Genomic DNA, 16,871 nt, shown 5'->3' with positions numbered 1-16,871 from the left:
ATGTTGAAAATTGCTGATACTACATTCACATCAAGGTTATTTACTGGTACAGGTAAATTTGCGACACCAACACTCATGGCTGAAGCCATTAAAGCCTCTGGTAGCCAATTAGTGACAATGGCAATGAAGCGTGTTGATTTAAAAAATGGCAATGATGATCTAATCGCCCCTCTTAAATCATTAGGGGTAAAATTATTACCTAATACTTCTGGTGCAAAAACAGCACAAGAAGCCGTTTTTGCTGCACGATTAGCAAAAGAGGCCTTTGATACCCATTGGATCAAATTAGAAATTCATCCTGATACCAAATACCTACTTCCTGATCCAATAGAAACACTTAAAGCGGCTGAACTTCTCGTTAAAGAAGGTTTTGTGGTTTTACCTTATTGCAGTGCTGATCCGGTATTATGCCGTCGTTTAGAAGAGGTAGGATGCGCAGCTGTAATGCCGTTAGGTTCACCTATTGGTTCCAATCAGGGTTTACAAACTCGCGATTTTTTGCGGATTATTATTGAGCAAACCTCAATACCCGTTGTTGTTGACGCAGGTATTGGCGCACCAAGCCATGCTCTTGAAGCTTTAGAATTGGGTGCGGATGCTGTACTCGTCAATACCGCCATAGCCGTAGCTAAAAATCCAGTTTTAATGGCTCAAGCTTTTAAAGCTGCAATTGATGCTGGAGAGCTTGCTCGACAATCTGGACTGGCTGTACCGACTTCAATAACACATATGCAAGCACAAGCCTCTAGCCCATTAACCCAATATTTAGAGGCTTTCTAATGAAAACATTTTCTGATTATTGGCAACAATTAGATTGGGATGACATCACGTTAAGACTGAATAGTAAAACTTGTGAAGATGTTGAAACTGCTTTATCTCATCATACTTTAACGCTTGATGATTTTATGGCGCTGATCTCCCCTGCTGGCCGACATTATTTAGAGCCAATGGCACAACGTGCTCAGCAACTAACTCGACAACGTTTTGGTAATGTTGTCGGTTTATATGTTCCACTGTACCTCTCTAATTTATGTGCTAATGATTGTACTTATTGTGGCTTTTCAATGAGTAATGCCATCAAGCGCAAAACATTAAATGAAAACGAAATCCTTGCTGAATGTCATAGCATTCGGCAATTAGGTTTTGATAGCCTGCTACTCGTTACAGGAGAGCATCAAAGAAAAGTTGGTATGGATTATTTCCGTCAATATATACCGCTTATTCGCCAGCAGTTCAGTTTATTAATGATGGAAGTACAACCTCTGGCGACAAATGAGTATGCTGAATTAAAAACGCTCGGTATTGATGGTGTAATGGTTTATCAAGAAACTTATCATGAACCCACTTATCAGTTGCATCATCTAAGAGGAAAAAAACAAGATTTTCATTGGCGGTTACAAACCCCTGATAGATTAGGGCAAGCCGGCATTGATAAAATTGGTTTAGGTGCACTAATTGGTTTATCTGACAGATGGCGTACCGATTGTTATATGGTGGCTGAGCATCTGCTATTTTTACAAAAACGTTACTGGAAAAGTCGTTACTCTATCTCCTTTCCTCGTCTACGCCCATGTGCTGGTGGGCTTAATCCTGCATCGGTAATGAGTGAAGCAGAATTAGTTCAGTTGATTTGTGCTTTTCGTATTTTAGCCCCCGATGTTGAGCTTTCCCTTTCAACACGTGAATCGCCTTACTTTCGCGATAATACAGTACCTTTAGCCATCAATAATATCAGCGCTGGCTCTAAAACTCAGCCCGGTGGTTATTCTGATAGCCATGAGGAGTTAGAGCAATTTTCACCTAATGATAATCGTCATGTCAGTGATGTAATTAATGCCCTCAAAACACGAGGATTACAGCCTGTATGGAAAGATTGGGATAACTATTTAGGTCGTTAATAGAGATAAAATAATACCGCGTTTTAATTTATTTTTTTAATAAATATAATCGCGGTTTTATTACATAACACATAGTAATAAATAATTAAAAATAATATCAATACGTTAGATATAACAATAAATTTTTCTTAAAAAGATTAAGTTAACTAACTATTTCATTAAGTTAAAATCAATATTTTAAGTTCTTGTATACTTAAACCAGTTATTCGTTCAATAAATTCTAACTCAACGTTTTCTTTTAATAAGTTTTTTGCTAATTGTATTTGTACTATCTTTTTACCTATTTCTATACCTTCATTTTTACCTATTTCTATACCTTCATTTTTACCTATCTCTATTCCCTCCATTTTTCCTAATTTAAATCCTTTATTTTCTAACCGCCATGCAATATTCATAATCGTCTCTCTATGGTTATCTACTTGTTCAGCTATCTTATTTATGATGGATTCAAAATCCGCCGCGTCCATAATTGAGAATAAATATTGTACAACAGCGATAGTGTCTTCATCACTGCAGTTTTTCTGATTTATCGCTTTTGAGAGAAGCATCGCTAACTTATCAAGATCATCGCAACTGTTCACATGTTTCATTGCAATTTCCATTACAGCGGCTTTTCTATGTGTTAATAAAATTTCATCATCAATTGAATTCAAATCAATTAATGCAAAATTATTAAGATAGAGTTGATTTGCCAATGTAGAAAGCGGAAAACAATCTAACCAATTGACAGAAAAAGGATAAGGCTTGCGTTTGCCATGATAAAACAAGATAGGAACAACCAATGGCAAAGATGTGTAACCTTGCTGTAGATGCTGATTCATCGTGCAAAACGCATAGTGCATCATACGCCAAGCGATCATTTTATCTGGTCGAGATTGGTGCTCAATTAAGAAATAAATTGAGATATTCCCCGTTTTGGTTTTCACTGAGTAGAGAATATCTGACATACGAGAACGTAATTTAATATCGATAAAAGAGGAATTTTGTAGCTTTAAAGTTGAAAAATCACAATAGCTTTTTAATTCATCTGATAAATGGATAAAAAAGAAATCCTTAGCATTACTGATATTCATCATGAAGCGTTTGAATGCAGCATCATGAGAAGAAATTAAAATAGGTTTATTCATCGCTGACTCCGTGCTAAATGTGGATCGCCAGCTTACAGAAAAAAATGACCTTTTACTTAGTAAAAAATTATCATAAATATCTGAAAAATATAAACTTAATTATTTAACTTACCTATACAAGTATAAAAAGAGCAAAAAAATACCCTCGATAACTATCGAGGGTATTTATATTTAAAACTAATGCAGTATCAATTAGTTATTTGATGAACCGCCGAAACCTGCATTCAGCAATTCTGCTAAGTTAGCAGAAGCTTCATCTGCACTGATTGTTGCTTCAGTTTCATCCGTTGGCAGTTGTTGTTGACGACGTTGGATACGATCCTGATGGTACGCAAAACCAGTACCTGCAGGGATCAGACGACCCACAATAACGTTTTCTTTTAAACCGCGTAATTCGTCACGTTTACCTGCAACAGCAGCTTCAGTCAGTACGCGTGTTGTTTCTTGGAACGATGCCGCAGAGATGAAAGACTCAGTAGCCAGTGATGCTTTCGTAATACCTAATAGGTCACGAGAGTATGTTGCTGGTACTTTACCTTCTTCTTCTAAAATACGGTTCGAAACTTTAACACGAGCGTATTCAACTTGTTCACCTTCAAGGAATTCAGAGCTACCGGCATTTTCGATAGTCACTTTACGTAGCATCTGACGAACGATAACTTCAATGTGTTTATCGTTAATCTTAACCCCTTGTAAACGGTAAACTTCCTGTACTTCATTAGTGATATAGCGAGTAACCGCATGAACACCACGTAAGCGCAGAATGTCATGTGGTGATTCTGGACCATCGGAGATAACATCACCGCGTTCCACAACCTCACCTTCAAATACGTTAAGTTGACGCCATTTAGGGATCATCTCTTCGTATGCATCGCTACCATCTAATGGAGAAATAACTAAGCGACGTTTACCTTTCGTTTCTTTACCGAAAGAAACAATACCGCTGATTTCAGCAAGGATTGCAGGCTCTTTCGGACGACGAGCTTCAAACAAGTCAGCAACGCGTGGTAGACCACCGGTAATATCTTTAGTACCACCAGATTCTTGAGGAATACGTGCTAACGTATCACCCGCATTAATAGCAACGCCATCATCTAATTGAACGATAGCTTTACCTGGTAGGAAGTACTGTGCCGGCATATCTGTATTCGGGATTAATACATCATTACCTTGTGCATCGGTGATGCGCAATGCTGGACGTAAATCTTTACCGCTACCAGTACGCTCTGCAGTATCCAGAACAACCAGTGAAGAAAGACCGGTTAATTCATCCGTTTGACGAGTAATGGTTTGACCATCAACCATGTCAGCAAAACGGATAATACCAGAAACTTCACTCACCACAGGCATGGTATGTGGATCCCAGTTAGCAACTGTTTCGCCACCGTTTACAGCTTCGCCATCACCTTTCGATAATTGAGCACCATAAGGTACTTTATAGCTTTCTTTCGTACGACCGAATTCGTCAATCAGACGTAATTCTGTATTACGAGAAGTAATCACTAACTTACCAGCAGTGTTGGTGATAAATTTCGCATTGATCAATTTCAGTGTACCTTTATTACGTACCTGAATGCTTGATTCTGCTGCCGCACGGGATGCCGCACCACCGATGTGGAACGTACGCATCGTTAACTGTGTACCAGGCTCACCGATTGACTGTGCTGCGATAACACCGATAGCTTCACCTTTGTTGATGATATGACCACGAGCAAGGTCACGACCATAACATTTAGCACATACACCAAAGTCTGTGTCACAGGTTACAACTGAACGAACTTTAACGCTGTCTACTGAGTTTTCTTCTAACAGATCACACAGTTTTTCGTTTAACAGCGTATTACGTGGAACAAGGATATCTGCAGTACCTGGTTTCAGGATATCTTCTGCCGTTACCCGTCCTAATACACGCTCACGCAGTGGCTCTTTAACATCTCCACCTTCAATGACCGGAGTCATCATTACACCTTCGGTTGTACCACAGTCGCTTTCTGTTACGACAAGGTCTTGTGCAACGTCAACTAAACGACGAGTCAAGTAACCGGAGTTTGCTGTTTTCAGTGCGGTATCCGCCAAACCTTTACGAGCACCGTGGGTTGAGATGAAGTACTGGAGTACGTTCAGACCTTCACGGAAGTTCGCAGTGATTGGGGTTTCGATAATGGAGCCATCTGGCTTAGCCATCAGACCACGCATACCCGCTAACTGACGGATCTGAGCTGCAGAACCACGAGCACCGGAGTCAGCCATCATAAAGATGCTGTTGAAGGAAACTTGTTGTTCTTCTTCACCATCACGGTTGATCACAGTTTCTGTAGACAGATTTTCCATCATCGCTTTAGCTACGCGTTCATTCGCAGCAGCCCAAATATCGATGACTTTGTTGTAACGTTCACCCGCTGTTACCAGACCGGATTGGAACTGTTCCTGAATTTCTGCAACTTCTGCTTCTGCCTCGGCAATGATCTCTGCTTTTTTCGCAGGGATAACCATGTCATCAATACCTACTGAAGCACCAGAACGTGCTGCGTAAGCAAAACCGGTATACATGATTTGGTCAGCAAAAATAACTGTTGGCTTTAAGCCCATTACGCGGTAGCAGGTATTCAGCATTTTAGAAATAGCTTTTTTACCTAATGGTTGGTTAACCAGTGCGTAAGGTAGGCCTTTTGGTACAATCATCCATAAAATAGCACGACCAACTGTAGTGTCTTTTAAGCTAGTTTCAGTGGTGATATTACCTTCGCCATCTTTGATCTCTTCAGTGATACGTACTTTAACACGCGCGTGTAAAGAGGCTAAACCTGCGCGATAAACGCGTTCAGCTTCTTTTGGACCACTTAACACCATGCCTTCACCTTTGGCATTGATGCAATCACGAGTCATGTAGTAAAGACCTAATACCACGTCCTGTGAAGGAACGATAATTGGGTCACCACTTGCTGGAGACAGAATATTGTTAGTTGACATCATCAACGCGCGAGCTTCTAACTGCGCTTCTAATGTCAATGGAACGTGAACCGCCATTTGGTCACCATCGAAGTCGGCGTTATATGCCGCACAAACGAGTGGGTGTAACTGAATAGCTTTACCTTCAATCAGGATTGGTTCAAACGCCTGTATACCTAAACGGTGAAGTGTCGGTGCACGGTTTAGCATAACTGGGTGTTCACGGATAACTTCATCTAAGATATCCCAAACTACCGCTTCTTCACGCTCAACCATTTTTTTAGCGGCTTTAATTGTTGTCGCTAAACCACGGGTTTCCAGTTTTCCGTAAATAAATGGTTTGAATAATTCAAGTGCCATTTTTTTCGGCAGACCACACTGATGCAGACGCAGGTATGGACCAACGGTGATTACAGAACGACCAGAATAGTCAACACGTTTACCTAACAGGTTTTGACGGAAACGACCTTGTTTACCTTTGATCATATCAGCCAAAGATTTCAGAGGACGTTTGTTAGAGCCTGTAATTGCACGACCGCGACGACCGTTATCTAATAACGCATCAACAGACTCTTGTAACATACGTTTTTCGTTACGTACGATAATGTCTGGAGCTGCTAAATCTAGCAGGCGTTTTAAACGGTTATTACGGTTGATAACGCGACGATATAAATCGTTCAAGTCAGAAGTCGCAAAACGACCACCATCAAGTGGAACCAGTGGACGTAAGTCTGGTGGTAACACTGGCAGTACAGTTAAGATCATCCACTCAGGTTTATTGCCTGATTGCATGAATGCTTCAAGTAACTTGATACGTTTAGTCAGTTTCTTACGTTTAGTTTCAGAGTTAGTCTCATTTAACTCTTCACGCAGCGTTTCACACTCTTGTTCCAGATCCATGCTCTGTAACAAGTTCTGAACAGCTTCAGCACCCATCTTCGCATCAAATTCATCACCGAATTCTTCTAATGCATCGAGGTATTGCTCTTCTGTTAAGATTTGGCCACGTTCAAGGCTGGTCATACCGCCTTCAACAACAACATAAGATTCAAAATACAGTACACGTTCAATATCGCGCAGTGGCATATCCAACAGCAGACCGATACGGGACGGCAGTGATTTCAAGAACCAGATGTGCGCCACTGGAGAAGCTAATTCGATGTGACCCATACGTTCACGACGAACTTTAGTTTGTGTGACTTCAACGCCACACTTCTCACAGATAACACCACGGTGTTTTAAACGTTTGTATTTACCACACAAACATTCGTAATCTTTTACTGGTCCGAAAATACGGGCACAGAAAAGGCCGTCACGTTCTGGTTTGAACGTACGGTAGTTAATTGTTTCTGGCTTTTTAACTTCACCAAATGACCATGAACGGATCATATCAGGTGATGCCAGAGCAATTTTGATCGCATCAAACTCTTCGGTCTTGGTTTGCGCTTTCAGAAACTTTAATAAGTCTTTCACGAAATGGCTCCTGTCGGAGTTAGACCTGCCAGGCAAATGACCCCTGTCATTCACCCCTTTAAACCAGTGTAGTCACTGTTTAGCAGACTGCCATATTTAGCAGTCTGCTTTCATGGAATACGTTATTCGTCTTCCAATTCGATGTTGATACCCAGTGAACGGATCTCTTTCAACAATACGTTGAACGACTCAGGCATACCTGGTTCCATCTGATGGTTACCATCAACAATGTTTTTGTACATTTTGGTACGACCGTTAACGTCATCCGACTTAACAGTAAGCATTTCTTGTAGCGTGTAAGCCGCACCGTATGCTTCCAGTGCCCATACTTCCATCTCCCCGAAACGCTGTCCACCAAACTGTGCTTTACCACCAAGAGGTTGCTGAGTAACTAAGCTGTACGAACCGGTAGAACGGGCGTGCATCTTGTCATCAACTAAGTGGTTCAGTTTCAGCATGTACATGTAACCTACAGTTACTGGACGTTCGAATTGTTCACCTGTACGACCATCGAAAAGTGTAATCTGACCAGAAGTTGGAAGATCTGCTAATTTCAGCATCTCTTTAATTTCCATCTCTTCTGCACCATCGAACACAGGTGTTGCAGTTGGCATACCTTTTTTCAGGTTTTCAGCCAAACGTAACACTTCTTCATCACTGAAGGTGTCCAAATCAACTTTCTGACGAGGTGCCATACCCAGATCATAAGCTTTCTGGATAAATTCACGTAACTTAGCCACTTCTTGTTGCTGTTTCAGCATCGCATTGATTTTATCACCGATACCTTTAGCAGCCATACCCAAGTGAGTTTCAAGGATCTGACCAATGTTCATACGTGATGGTACACCCAGTGGGTTAAGTACGAGGTCAACAGGATTACCGTTTTCATCGTATGGCATGTCTTCAATTGGGTTAATCTTAGAGATAACACCCTTGTTACCATGACGACCCGCCATCTTATCACCAGGTTGGATCTGACGTTTAACAGCCAGATAAACCTTAACAATCTTCAATACACCCGGTGCTAAATCATCACCTTGAGTGATCTTACGACGCTTAGCTTCCAGCTTCTTCGCGAATTCAGCTTTCAGTTCATCATACTGTTCAGCTAATTGTTCTAACTGGTTTTGCTTCTCTTCATCAGCAAGACCCAGTTCTAACCAACGTTCACGAGGTAGTTTATCTAATTTGTCAGCTTCAATACCGCCGGCAATCAGAACGCCACGAATACGTGCAAAAAGACCCGCTTCAAAGATACGTAACTCTTCTGTTAAGTCTTTTTTAACTTCACGTAATTGCGATTCTTCGATTTCTAATGCACGTTTGTCTTTTTCTACGCCATCACGGGTGAAGACTTGTACATCAATAACTGTACCAGATACACCGTTAGGAACACGCAGAGAAGAATCTTTAACATCAGATGCTTTTTCACCGAAGATAGCACGTAGCAGTTTCTCTTCTGGAGTCAGTTGAGTTTCACCTTTCGGTGTTACTTTACCTACCAGAATATCACCGCCTTTCACTTCAGCACCGATATAAACGATACCTGATTCATCCAGTTTAGATAACGCAGCTTCACCAACATTAGGAATATCTGCAGTGATCTCTTCAGGCCCTAACTTAGTATCACGAGACACACAAGCAAGTTCTTGAATATGGATAGTTGTGAAACGGTCTTCTTGAACAACACGCTCAGATACAAGGATGGAGTCCTCGTAGTTATAACCATTCCATGGCATAAATGCCACGCGCATGTTTTGACCTAATGCAAGTTCACCAAGGTCTGTTGATGGACCATCGGCAAGTACATCACCACGTTCAACAGGTTCACCTAAAGAAACACAAGGTGTTTGGTTAATACATGTGTTTTGGTTAGAGCGGGTATATTTAGTTAAGCTGTAAATATCAATGCCTGCTTCACCAGCATAAGTCTCATCTTCGTTTACTTTGATAACGATACGAGAAGCATCAACATACTGAACAGTACCACCACGTTTTGCTACCGCAGTAACACCGGAGTCAACCGCTACAGCACGTTCCATACCTGTACCTACCAGTGGTTTATCACCACGAAGTGTAGGAACAGCCTGACGTTGCATGTTCGCACCCATCAATGCACGGTTGGCGTCATCGTGTTCAAGGAATGGGATCAGTGAAGCACCGACAGAAACAACCTGTTGAGTTGAAACGTCCATGTACTGAACTTGATCACGACTAAATAAACTTGACTCACCTTTATGACGGCAAGTTACTAATTCTTCTACGAAGTGGCCATCATCATCTAATACGGAGTTAGCCTGAGCAATGATGAAGTTACCTTCTTCAATTGCAGACAGATAGTGGATTTCATCTGTTACAGCGTTGTTTTCTACAACACGGTAAGGCGTTTCTAAGAATCCGTACTCGTTAGTCTGTGCATAAACAGATAATGAGTTAATCAGACCGATATTTGGACCTTCAGGTGTTTCGATTGGACACACACGACCATAGTGAGTTGGGTGTACGTCTCGAACTTCGAAGCCTGCACGTTCACGAGTCAGACCACCAGGGCCTAATGCAGAAATACGACGTTTATGGGTAATTTCTGACAGCGGGTTGTTCTGATCCATAAACTGCGATAACTGGCTAGAGCCAAAGAACTCTTTAACTGCAGCAGAAATCGGTTTTGCGTTGATCATATCTTGTGGCATTAATGCATCAAGATCACCTAAAGATAGACGCTCTTTAACTGCACGTTCAACACGCACCAGACCAACACGGAATTGGTTTTCAGCCATTTCGCCAACAGAACGAATACGACGGTTACCTAAGTGGTCGATATCGTCCACTTCACCTTTACCATTACGGATATCAATCAGTTTTTTCATCACTTCAATGATATCTTCTTGGCTTAAGATGCCAGAACCTTCAACTTCTTCGCGACCTAAAGAGCGGTTGAATTTCATGCGACCAACCGCAGAGAGATCATAACGATCTTCTGAGAAGAATAAGTTCTCAAATAAGTTTTCTGCCGCTTCGCGAGTTGGTGGTTCACCAGGACGCATCATGCGATAGATTTCAACTAATGCGCTTAAACGATCGTTGGTAGGATCGACGCGAATAGTTTCTGAAATATAAGCACCATGATCTAAATCGTTGGTAAACAGTGTTTCGATGGTTTTATGACCAGCTTGACTTAAGCGAGCTAACACATCTAAAGAGATTTCCATGTTAGCAGCACAAATCAATTCACCTGTCGCTTCATCAATATAGTCACGAGCCACTACTTTACCTGCGATGTATTCAACAGGTACTTCGATGCGCTCAATTTGTTCTTTTTCTAACTGACGAATATGACGAGCAGTAATACGGCGACCTTTTTCGACATAAACTTTGCCGTTTGCTTCAATATCAAATGAAGCTGTTTCACCACGCAGACGCTCAGGAACTAACGTCATCATCAGTTTATTATTACTGATTTCAAACGTTGTTTTCTCGAAGAACAGATTTAAGATGTCTTCGGTGCTGTAGTTCATTGCGCGTAAAATGATAGTCGCTGGTAATTTACGACGACGGTCAATACGGACAAAAAGATTATCTTTAGGGTCGAATTCGAAGTCTAACCATGAACCACGATAAGGAATAATACGTGCGTTATACAGTACTTTACCTGAAGAGTGCGTTTTACCTTTATCGCTATCAAAGAACACACCAGGGCTACGATGTAACTGGGAAACAATAACACGCTCAGTACCATTGATAACAAAAGTACCATTATCGGTCATTAATGGGATTTCACCCATATAGACTTCTTGTTCTTTGATGTCTTTAACGGTGCCTTCTGGGGCTTCACGTTCATAAATGACCAGACGCAGTTTTACACGTAATGGTGCAGAATAAGTTACACCACGGATCTGACATTCTTTAACATCAAAAACAGGCTCGCCAAGGCGGTAGCTGACATATTGCAGTTCAGCATTGCCGCTGTAGCTTTGGATTGGAAATACGGAACGGAAAGCCGCTTCCAGCCCATTTTGACCATCAGGATCTTGCTCGATAAACTTCTGGAACGAGTCAAGTTGGATAGAAAGGAGATAGGGAACATCCAGAACTTGTGGACGTTTACCAAAATCCTTACGAATACGTTTTTTCTCGGTATAGGAGTAAACCATAGGGTTCCTCAGCTCGCTGAAAAGTGACCCACTCTGCCTGCCCTTGTTATTAAGGGTGACACGACATTCATCTAACACTGTTTTTTTGTAGGTAGGAAAATAAAATTTTCCATAATACTTATTGCTATTACTCTTAAATCATTTCATTGCATTGCGCACACTACCGAGCTTTTGGAAAAACGTGGATCGTAGTGGCTAACACAGTATATTAAGTCGTCAATAGCAAAAAATATTGAGGTAAAGAGGAAGCCAAAAAAGTGTGAAAAAGCTACTCTTACCTTACAGCGCAAAAAGGCTGGTGACCAAAAAATCACCAGCCATCAGCCGTTAGGCTGCTCTCTGGGAAGTTAAATTACTTAACTTCAACCTCAGCACCTGCTTCTTCCAGAGCTTTCTTCAGAGCTTCAGCATCATCTTTGCTTACGCCTTCTTTCAGAGCTGCTGGAGCAGATTCTACTAAGTCTTTAGCTTCTTTCAGACCAAGACCGGTAGCGCCACGTACTGCTTTGATTACTGCTACTTTGTTACCGCCGATACCTTTCAGGATAACGTCGAATTCAGTTTTTTCTTCAGCAGCTTCTGCTGGACCCGCAGCAACAGCAACAGCTGCAGCAGCAGATACACCGAATTTTTCTTCCATCATAGTGATCAGTTCAACAACGTCCATTACAGACATTTCAGCAACTGCATTTAAGATATCGTCTTTAGAGATAGACATAACAATTGTTCCTAAAATTCAGAAAAAGTTTATACGTAGTAAAGCAACGAAGGAAATTGGCTATTAAGCAGCTTCTTTCTGATCGCGCAGTGCAGCCAGAGTACGAACCAGTTTGCCGGCAGCGGCTTCTTTCATGGTTGACATCAGGCGTGCGATTGCTTCTTCGTAAGTTGGTAGTGTAGCCAGGCGATCAATGTTTGAACCTGGGATAAACTCACCTTCAAAGGCAGCCGCTTTAATCTCGAATGCTGGGTTCGCTTTCGCGAAATCTTTGAACAGACGAGCTGCAGCGCCCGGGTGTTCAGAAGAGAAAGCAATCAAGGTAGGACCAACAAATGCGTCTTTCAGCACTTCATAAGAAGTACCTTCAACAGCGCGACGTAGCAATGTGTTACGTACTACACGTACAGTAACACCAGCTTCACGACATGCTTTACGCAGTTCAGTCATTTTATCTACAGTTACACCACGGGAATCCGCAACAACTGCAGACAGCGCGCCTTTGGCAACTTCGCTGACTTCAGCAACAATCGCTTGTTTGTCTTGAAGATTTAGTGCCATTAGCTTCTTGCTCCTGGATTAACCGAGTAAAAACTCGGGACTCACATCACTTATTGCCACAATGGAAATAAGCGCTAAAACACGGTGAGCAGAATCCAGAATATAAAATTCTTTTTGGCTCTCTCACCGTCTACGCAGGAAAATTAAGTAATTACTTACACCTGCGGTCTTGGACGGGGTCTGGATAGGCCAGACTCCAACCGAATTTGGGAATTTAGTTATGTTGACTCACATTCAAAATACAACATAGCTAAACTCAAGGCGTCAAATTCTATACAAATTTGACGCCAAGGTAAAGTCTTTTATGACTTTTAGTCTAATCGAGGATTAAACTGTCGCGCTTAAGCTTGCTTGATCAATAGCAACACCTGCACCCATAGTGGTAGACAGGCTTACTTTCTTGATATAAACGCCTTTAGCTGAAGATGGTTTTGCTTTTTTCAGCGCAACCAGCAGAGCTTCTAAGTTTTCTTTCAACTGAGCTTCGTTGAAATCAACTTTACCGATAGTGGTATGGATAATACCATTTTTGTCGTTACGGTAACGAACCTGACCAGCTTTAGCATTTTTAACAGCTTCAGCAACGTTAGGTGTTACAGTGCCCACTTTCGGGTTTGGCATTAAGCCACGTGGACCAAGGATTTGGCCTAATTGACCAACAACGCGCATTGCATCTGGAGATGCAATTACAACGTCAAAGTCCATTTCGCCAGCTTTAACTTTAGCAGCTAAGTCATCCATACCGACTAATTCTGCACCAGCTTCTTTAGCAGCTTCTGCATTTGCACCTTGTGCGAATACAGCAACGCGAACTGAACGACCAGTACCGTGTGGCAGAACAGTAGCACCACGAACGTTTTGGTCTGATTTACGAGCATCGATGCCGAGGTTAACAGCAACATCAACACTTTCAACAAATTTAGCTGTAGCTAACTCTTTCAATAAAGCAACTGCTTCATTGATTTCGTACTGTTTCACTACATCTACTTTTTCACGGATATTGCGCATGCGCTTGGTTAGTTTAGCCATCAGATTAGTCCTCCACTACCAGGCCCATGGAACGAGCAGTACCTTCAATTGAACGCATCATAGCTTCAACATCAGCACCAGTCAGATCCGCAGCTTTAGTTTCTGCAATTTCACGAACTTGAGCAGTAGTTACTTTACCTACTTTATCTTTGTTCGGTTTGCCAGAACCTGATTTCACGCCCGCTGCTTTCTTCAGCAGAATCGCTGCTGGAGGAGTTTTAGTAACGAAAGTGAAAGAACGGTCTGCGTAAACTGTAATAACAACAGGGATTGGTAAACCTTTTTCTACGCTTTCAGTTTTAGCGTTGAATGCTTTACAGAATTCCATGATGTTAACACCTTGTTGACCCAGAGCTGGACCAACTGGTGGACTTGGATTAGCCATACCTGCTGCAACTTGCAGTTTGATATAGGCTTGGACTTTCTTAGCCATTAATTAATTCCTCAATGTGGGTATATCGCCCGGCTAGGGCTCCCCGATTTACTTTGCTTTGTCTCATGACAAAACAACTCAAAACGAAAGGTGGAAAATTGTAGTGAACTTTTCCACCTTTTGCAAGAAAGGCGAGTAAAAAGGTTTAACCTTTTTCAACCTGACTAAAGTCTAATTCCACTGGGGTCGCACGACCAAAGATAGAAACAGACACTTTCAGGCGACTTTTCTCGTAATCAACTTCTTCAACAACACCGTTAAAGTCAGCAAATGGACCATCACTAACACGAACCATTTCACCTGGTTCAAACAGTGTTTTAGGACGTGGTTTGTCACCAACTTGTTGTAGACGATTCATGATCGCATCAACTTCTTTATCACTAATTGGTGCAGGTCTGTCTGAAGTACCGCCAATAAAACCCATGACTCTTGGCACATTACGCACAAGATGCCAAGTTGCATCATTCATGACCATTTGGACAAGAACATAGCCTGGGAAAAATTTACGCTCACTTTTACGGCGCTGTCCGCTACGGATCTCAACAACTTCTTCTGTTGGAACCATAACTTCGCCAAATGAGTCTTCCATTTCGTTTAATTTGATATGTTCACGCAGAGACTGTGCTACACGGCCTTCGAAGCCTGAAAAGGCTTGAATAACATACCAGCGTTTTTTAGGAGAATCAGTCATGAACACCTCACAGGCCAGTAATAAATGAAACTAAACGAACCAGAATGCCATCCAGTCCCCAAAGAACCAATGACACAATAGCCGTCACCGCAGCAACGATTAATGTTGTCTGCAATGTTTCTTGACGCGTTGGCCATACTACCTTACGCATTTCAATTCGAGCTTCGCGAGCAAATGCTAGTGTTGCTTTACCTTGTGTTGTCCACAACGCAACTCCGCCCGCAGCCGCGAACAGAATAACAACCGCTAAAGCCCGCAACGCAAGGTTAAATTCACGATAAAGATAGTTGCCACCCACTGCTACTACCAGCAATAAGACGGTAATGATCCACTTAGCGATATCACCACCGCGTTTGCTATCTTGAGCTCCGCTATTCGCACTCATAAATTAACCTGTCCATATGATGTAAATAAATAGCCAGCTTGCCTCGCAAGAGCAAAACAAATCAGACTAACCATAAATAAACTATGATTGCATCTGACACAGCGTCATATCTCTATGACATTCGTATCTGCAAGATACTGGACTCAATTCGTTGTATCAGAGCCTATCTCACCAATAATTTCCAGAAAACTAGTGATGAGATAGGTTCTTTTTCAAACAACGCATAAAAAGGGCATCAATTGATGCCCTTCTTTAGGAAAATTACCGAGTAATTAACCTAATACTTTAGCAACAACACCCGCACCTACTGTACGGCCACCTTCACGGATTGCGAAGCGTAAACCTTCGTCCATTGCGATTGGGTGGATCAGTTCAACGATCATGTTCACGTTGTCGCCTGGCATTACCATTTCTACGCCTTCTGGTAATTCGATAGTACCAGTTACGTCAGTTGTACGGAAGTAGAACTGTGGACGGTAGCCTTTGAAGAATGGAGTGTGACGACCACCTTCATCTTTGCTCAGAATATAAACTTCTGATTCAAATTTGTTGTGTGGGTTGATTGAACCTGGTTTCGCCAGTACTTGTCCACGTTCGATTTCTTCACGTTTTGTACCACGCAGCAGAACACCTACGTTCTCACCTGCACGACCTTCGTCAAGTAATTTACGGAACATTTCAACGCCAGTACAAGTTGTTTTTGCGGTTTCTTTGATACCAACAATCTCAACTTCATCACCTACTTTGATGATACCACGCTCTACACGACCAGTAACTACTGTACCACGACCTGAGATTGAGAATACATCTTCGATTGGTAACAGGAATGGTTTGTCAATTGCACGCTCTGGCTCTGGGATATAAGTATCCAGTGCTTCTGCTAATTCAACAATTTTTGCTTCCCACTCTGCTTCGCCTTCCAGTGCTTTCAGCGCTGAACCACGGATTACTGGAGTGTCATCGCCTGGGAAATCGTATTGAGACAGAAGTTCACGAACTTCCATTTCAACTAATTCTAACAGCTCTTCATCATCTACCATGTCACATTTGTTCAGGAATACGATGATGTAAGGAACACCAACCTGACGACCTAACAGGATGTGCTCACGAGTTTGTGGCATTGGACCATCAGTTGCTGCTACTACCAGAATAGCTCCGTCCATTTGCGCAGCACCAGTGATCATGTTTTTAACATAGTCGGCGTGGCCTGGGCAGTCTACGTGTGCGTAGTGGCGAGTTGGAGTATCGTATTCTACGTGTGAAGTAGAGATGGTGATACCACGCGCTTTTTCTTCTGGCGCATTATCGATTTGGTCGAATGCACGAGCAGCACCACCGTAAGTTTTAGCTAAAACTGTAGTGATTGCAGCAGTCAGAGTTGTTTTACCGTGGTCAACGTGGCCGATAGTACCAACGTTAACGTGCGGTTTTGAACGTTCAAATTTTTCTTTAGACA

Annotated in this window: 12 protein-coding genes; 2 read left to right on the top strand and 10 right to left on the bottom strand. The window is 42.0% G+C overall.

What is annotated here, in order from left to right:
• Positions 1–780 carry a thiazole synthase gene (locus tag AACU98_RS09730; protein ID WP_004249134.1) on the top strand — a complete coding sequence of 260 codons (780 nt, stop codon included), beginning with the start codon at positions 1–3 and terminating at the stop codon, positions 778–780.
• Positions 780–1,898 (top strand): 2-iminoacetate synthase ThiH, encoded by a 1,119-nt coding sequence (gene thiH, locus AACU98_RS09725; protein ID WP_004246910.1) that lies wholly within the window; start codon positions 780–782, stop codon positions 1,896–1,898. Before AACU98_RS09730 ends, thiH begins: the two co-directional genes overlap by 1 nt.
• 158 nt (positions 1,899–2,056) lie before the next feature.
• Here the strand turns inward: thiH and AACU98_RS09720 are convergent, their stop codons facing one another.
• The 10 genes from AACU98_RS09720 to tuf form a co-directional block, all read right to left on the bottom strand.
• Positions 2,057–3,025: an Rpn family recombination-promoting nuclease/putative transposase gene (locus AACU98_RS09720; protein WP_161735867.1), complete on the bottom strand. Its 969-nt coding sequence runs from the start codon at positions 3,023–3,025 to the stop codon at positions 2,057–2,059.
• A gap of 192 nt (positions 3,026–3,217) precedes the next feature.
• Complete coding sequence (gene rpoC / locus AACU98_RS09715; RefSeq protein ID WP_004246908.1) at positions 3,218–7,447, bottom strand: DNA-directed RNA polymerase subunit beta'; 4,230 nt, start codon at positions 7,445–7,447, stop codon at positions 3,218–3,220.
• Positions 7,448–7,569: 122 nt separating this feature from the next.
• The gene (gene rpoB, locus AACU98_RS09710) at positions 7,570–11,598 is read right to left on the bottom strand and encodes a DNA-directed RNA polymerase subunit beta (protein ID WP_004246906.1); all 4,029 of its coding nucleotides are present in this window, start codon (positions 11,596–11,598) and stop codon (positions 7,570–7,572) included.
• A gap of 352 nt (positions 11,599–11,950) precedes the next feature.
• Positions 11,951–12,316 carry a 50S ribosomal protein L7/L12 gene (gene rplL, locus AACU98_RS09705; protein WP_004246905.1) on the bottom strand — a complete coding sequence of 122 codons (366 nt, stop codon included), beginning with the start codon at positions 12,314–12,316 and terminating at the stop codon, positions 11,951–11,953.
• A gap of 63 nt (positions 12,317–12,379) precedes the next feature.
• On the bottom strand, positions 12,380–12,877 hold the full coding sequence (gene rplJ, locus AACU98_RS09700; protein WP_004246904.1) for a 50S ribosomal protein L10: 498 nt from the start codon (positions 12,875–12,877) through the stop codon (positions 12,380–12,382).
• Between the two features lie 327 nt (positions 12,878–13,204).
• A complete protein-coding gene (rplA, locus tag AACU98_RS09695; RefSeq protein WP_004246903.1) occupies positions 13,205–13,906 on the bottom strand; it encodes a 50S ribosomal protein L1 in 702 nt (233 codons plus the stop codon).
• 4 nt (positions 13,907–13,910) lie between these two features.
• Entirely contained in the window at positions 13,911–14,339 is a 429-nt protein-coding gene (gene rplK, locus AACU98_RS09690; protein WP_060555735.1) for a 50S ribosomal protein L11, read from the bottom strand.
• Between the two features lie 145 nt (positions 14,340–14,484).
• Positions 14,485–15,030 carry a transcription termination/antitermination protein NusG gene (gene nusG / locus AACU98_RS09685; protein ID WP_004246900.1) on the bottom strand — a complete coding sequence of 182 codons (546 nt, stop codon included), beginning with the start codon at positions 15,028–15,030 and terminating at the stop codon, positions 14,485–14,487.
• Between the two features lie 7 nt (positions 15,031–15,037).
• Complete coding sequence (gene secE / locus AACU98_RS09680; RefSeq protein WP_004246899.1) at positions 15,038–15,415, bottom strand: preprotein translocase subunit SecE; 378 nt, start codon at positions 15,413–15,415, stop codon at positions 15,038–15,040.
• A 272-nt stretch (positions 15,416–15,687) separates the two neighbouring features.
• On the bottom strand, positions 15,688–16,871 hold a 1,184-nt coding region (gene tuf, locus AACU98_RS09675; RefSeq protein WP_049199863.1), incomplete at its 5' end, for an elongation factor Tu.

This window comes from Proteus sp. G4380, assembly GCF_963885725.1.
GTDB classification, from domain to species: domain Bacteria; phylum Pseudomonadota; class Gammaproteobacteria; order Enterobacterales; family Enterobacteriaceae; genus Proteus; species Proteus mirabilis.
This window is presented reverse-complemented; position numbering and strand designations above follow the sequence as displayed.

Coding starts and splice junctions, on each gene's coding strand:
- AACU98_RS09730 (WP_004249134.1), top strand. CDS start 1: ATGTTGAAAATTGCTGATACTACATTCACATCAAGGTTATTTACTGGT.
- thiH (WP_004246910.1), top strand. CDS start 780: ATGAAAACATTTTCTGATTATTGGCAACAATTAGATTGGGATGACATC.
- AACU98_RS09720 (WP_161735867.1), bottom strand. CDS start 3,025: ATGAATAAACCTATTTTAATTTCTTCTCATGATGCTGCATTCAAACGC.
- rpoB (WP_004246906.1), bottom strand. CDS start 11,598: ATGGTTTACTCCTATACCGAGAAAAAACGTATTCGTAAGGATTTTGGT.
- rplL (WP_004246905.1), bottom strand. CDS start 12,316: ATGTCTATCTCTAAAGACGATATCTTAAATGCAGTTGCTGAAATGTCT.
- rplJ (WP_004246904.1), bottom strand. CDS start 12,877: ATGGCACTAAATCTTCAAGACAAACAAGCGATTGTTGCTGAAGTCAGC.
- rplA (WP_004246903.1), bottom strand. CDS start 13,906: ATGGCTAAACTAACCAAGCGCATGCGCAATATCCGTGAAAAAGTAGAT.
- rplK (WP_060555735.1), bottom strand. CDS start 14,339: ATGGCTAAGAAAGTCCAAGCCTATATCAAACTGCAAGTTGCAGCAGGT.
- nusG (WP_004246900.1), bottom strand. CDS start 15,030: ATGACTGATTCTCCTAAAAAACGCTGGTATGTTATTCAAGCCTTTTCA.
- secE (WP_004246899.1), bottom strand. CDS start 15,415: ATGAGTGCGAATAGCGGAGCTCAAGATAGCAAACGCGGTGGTGATATC.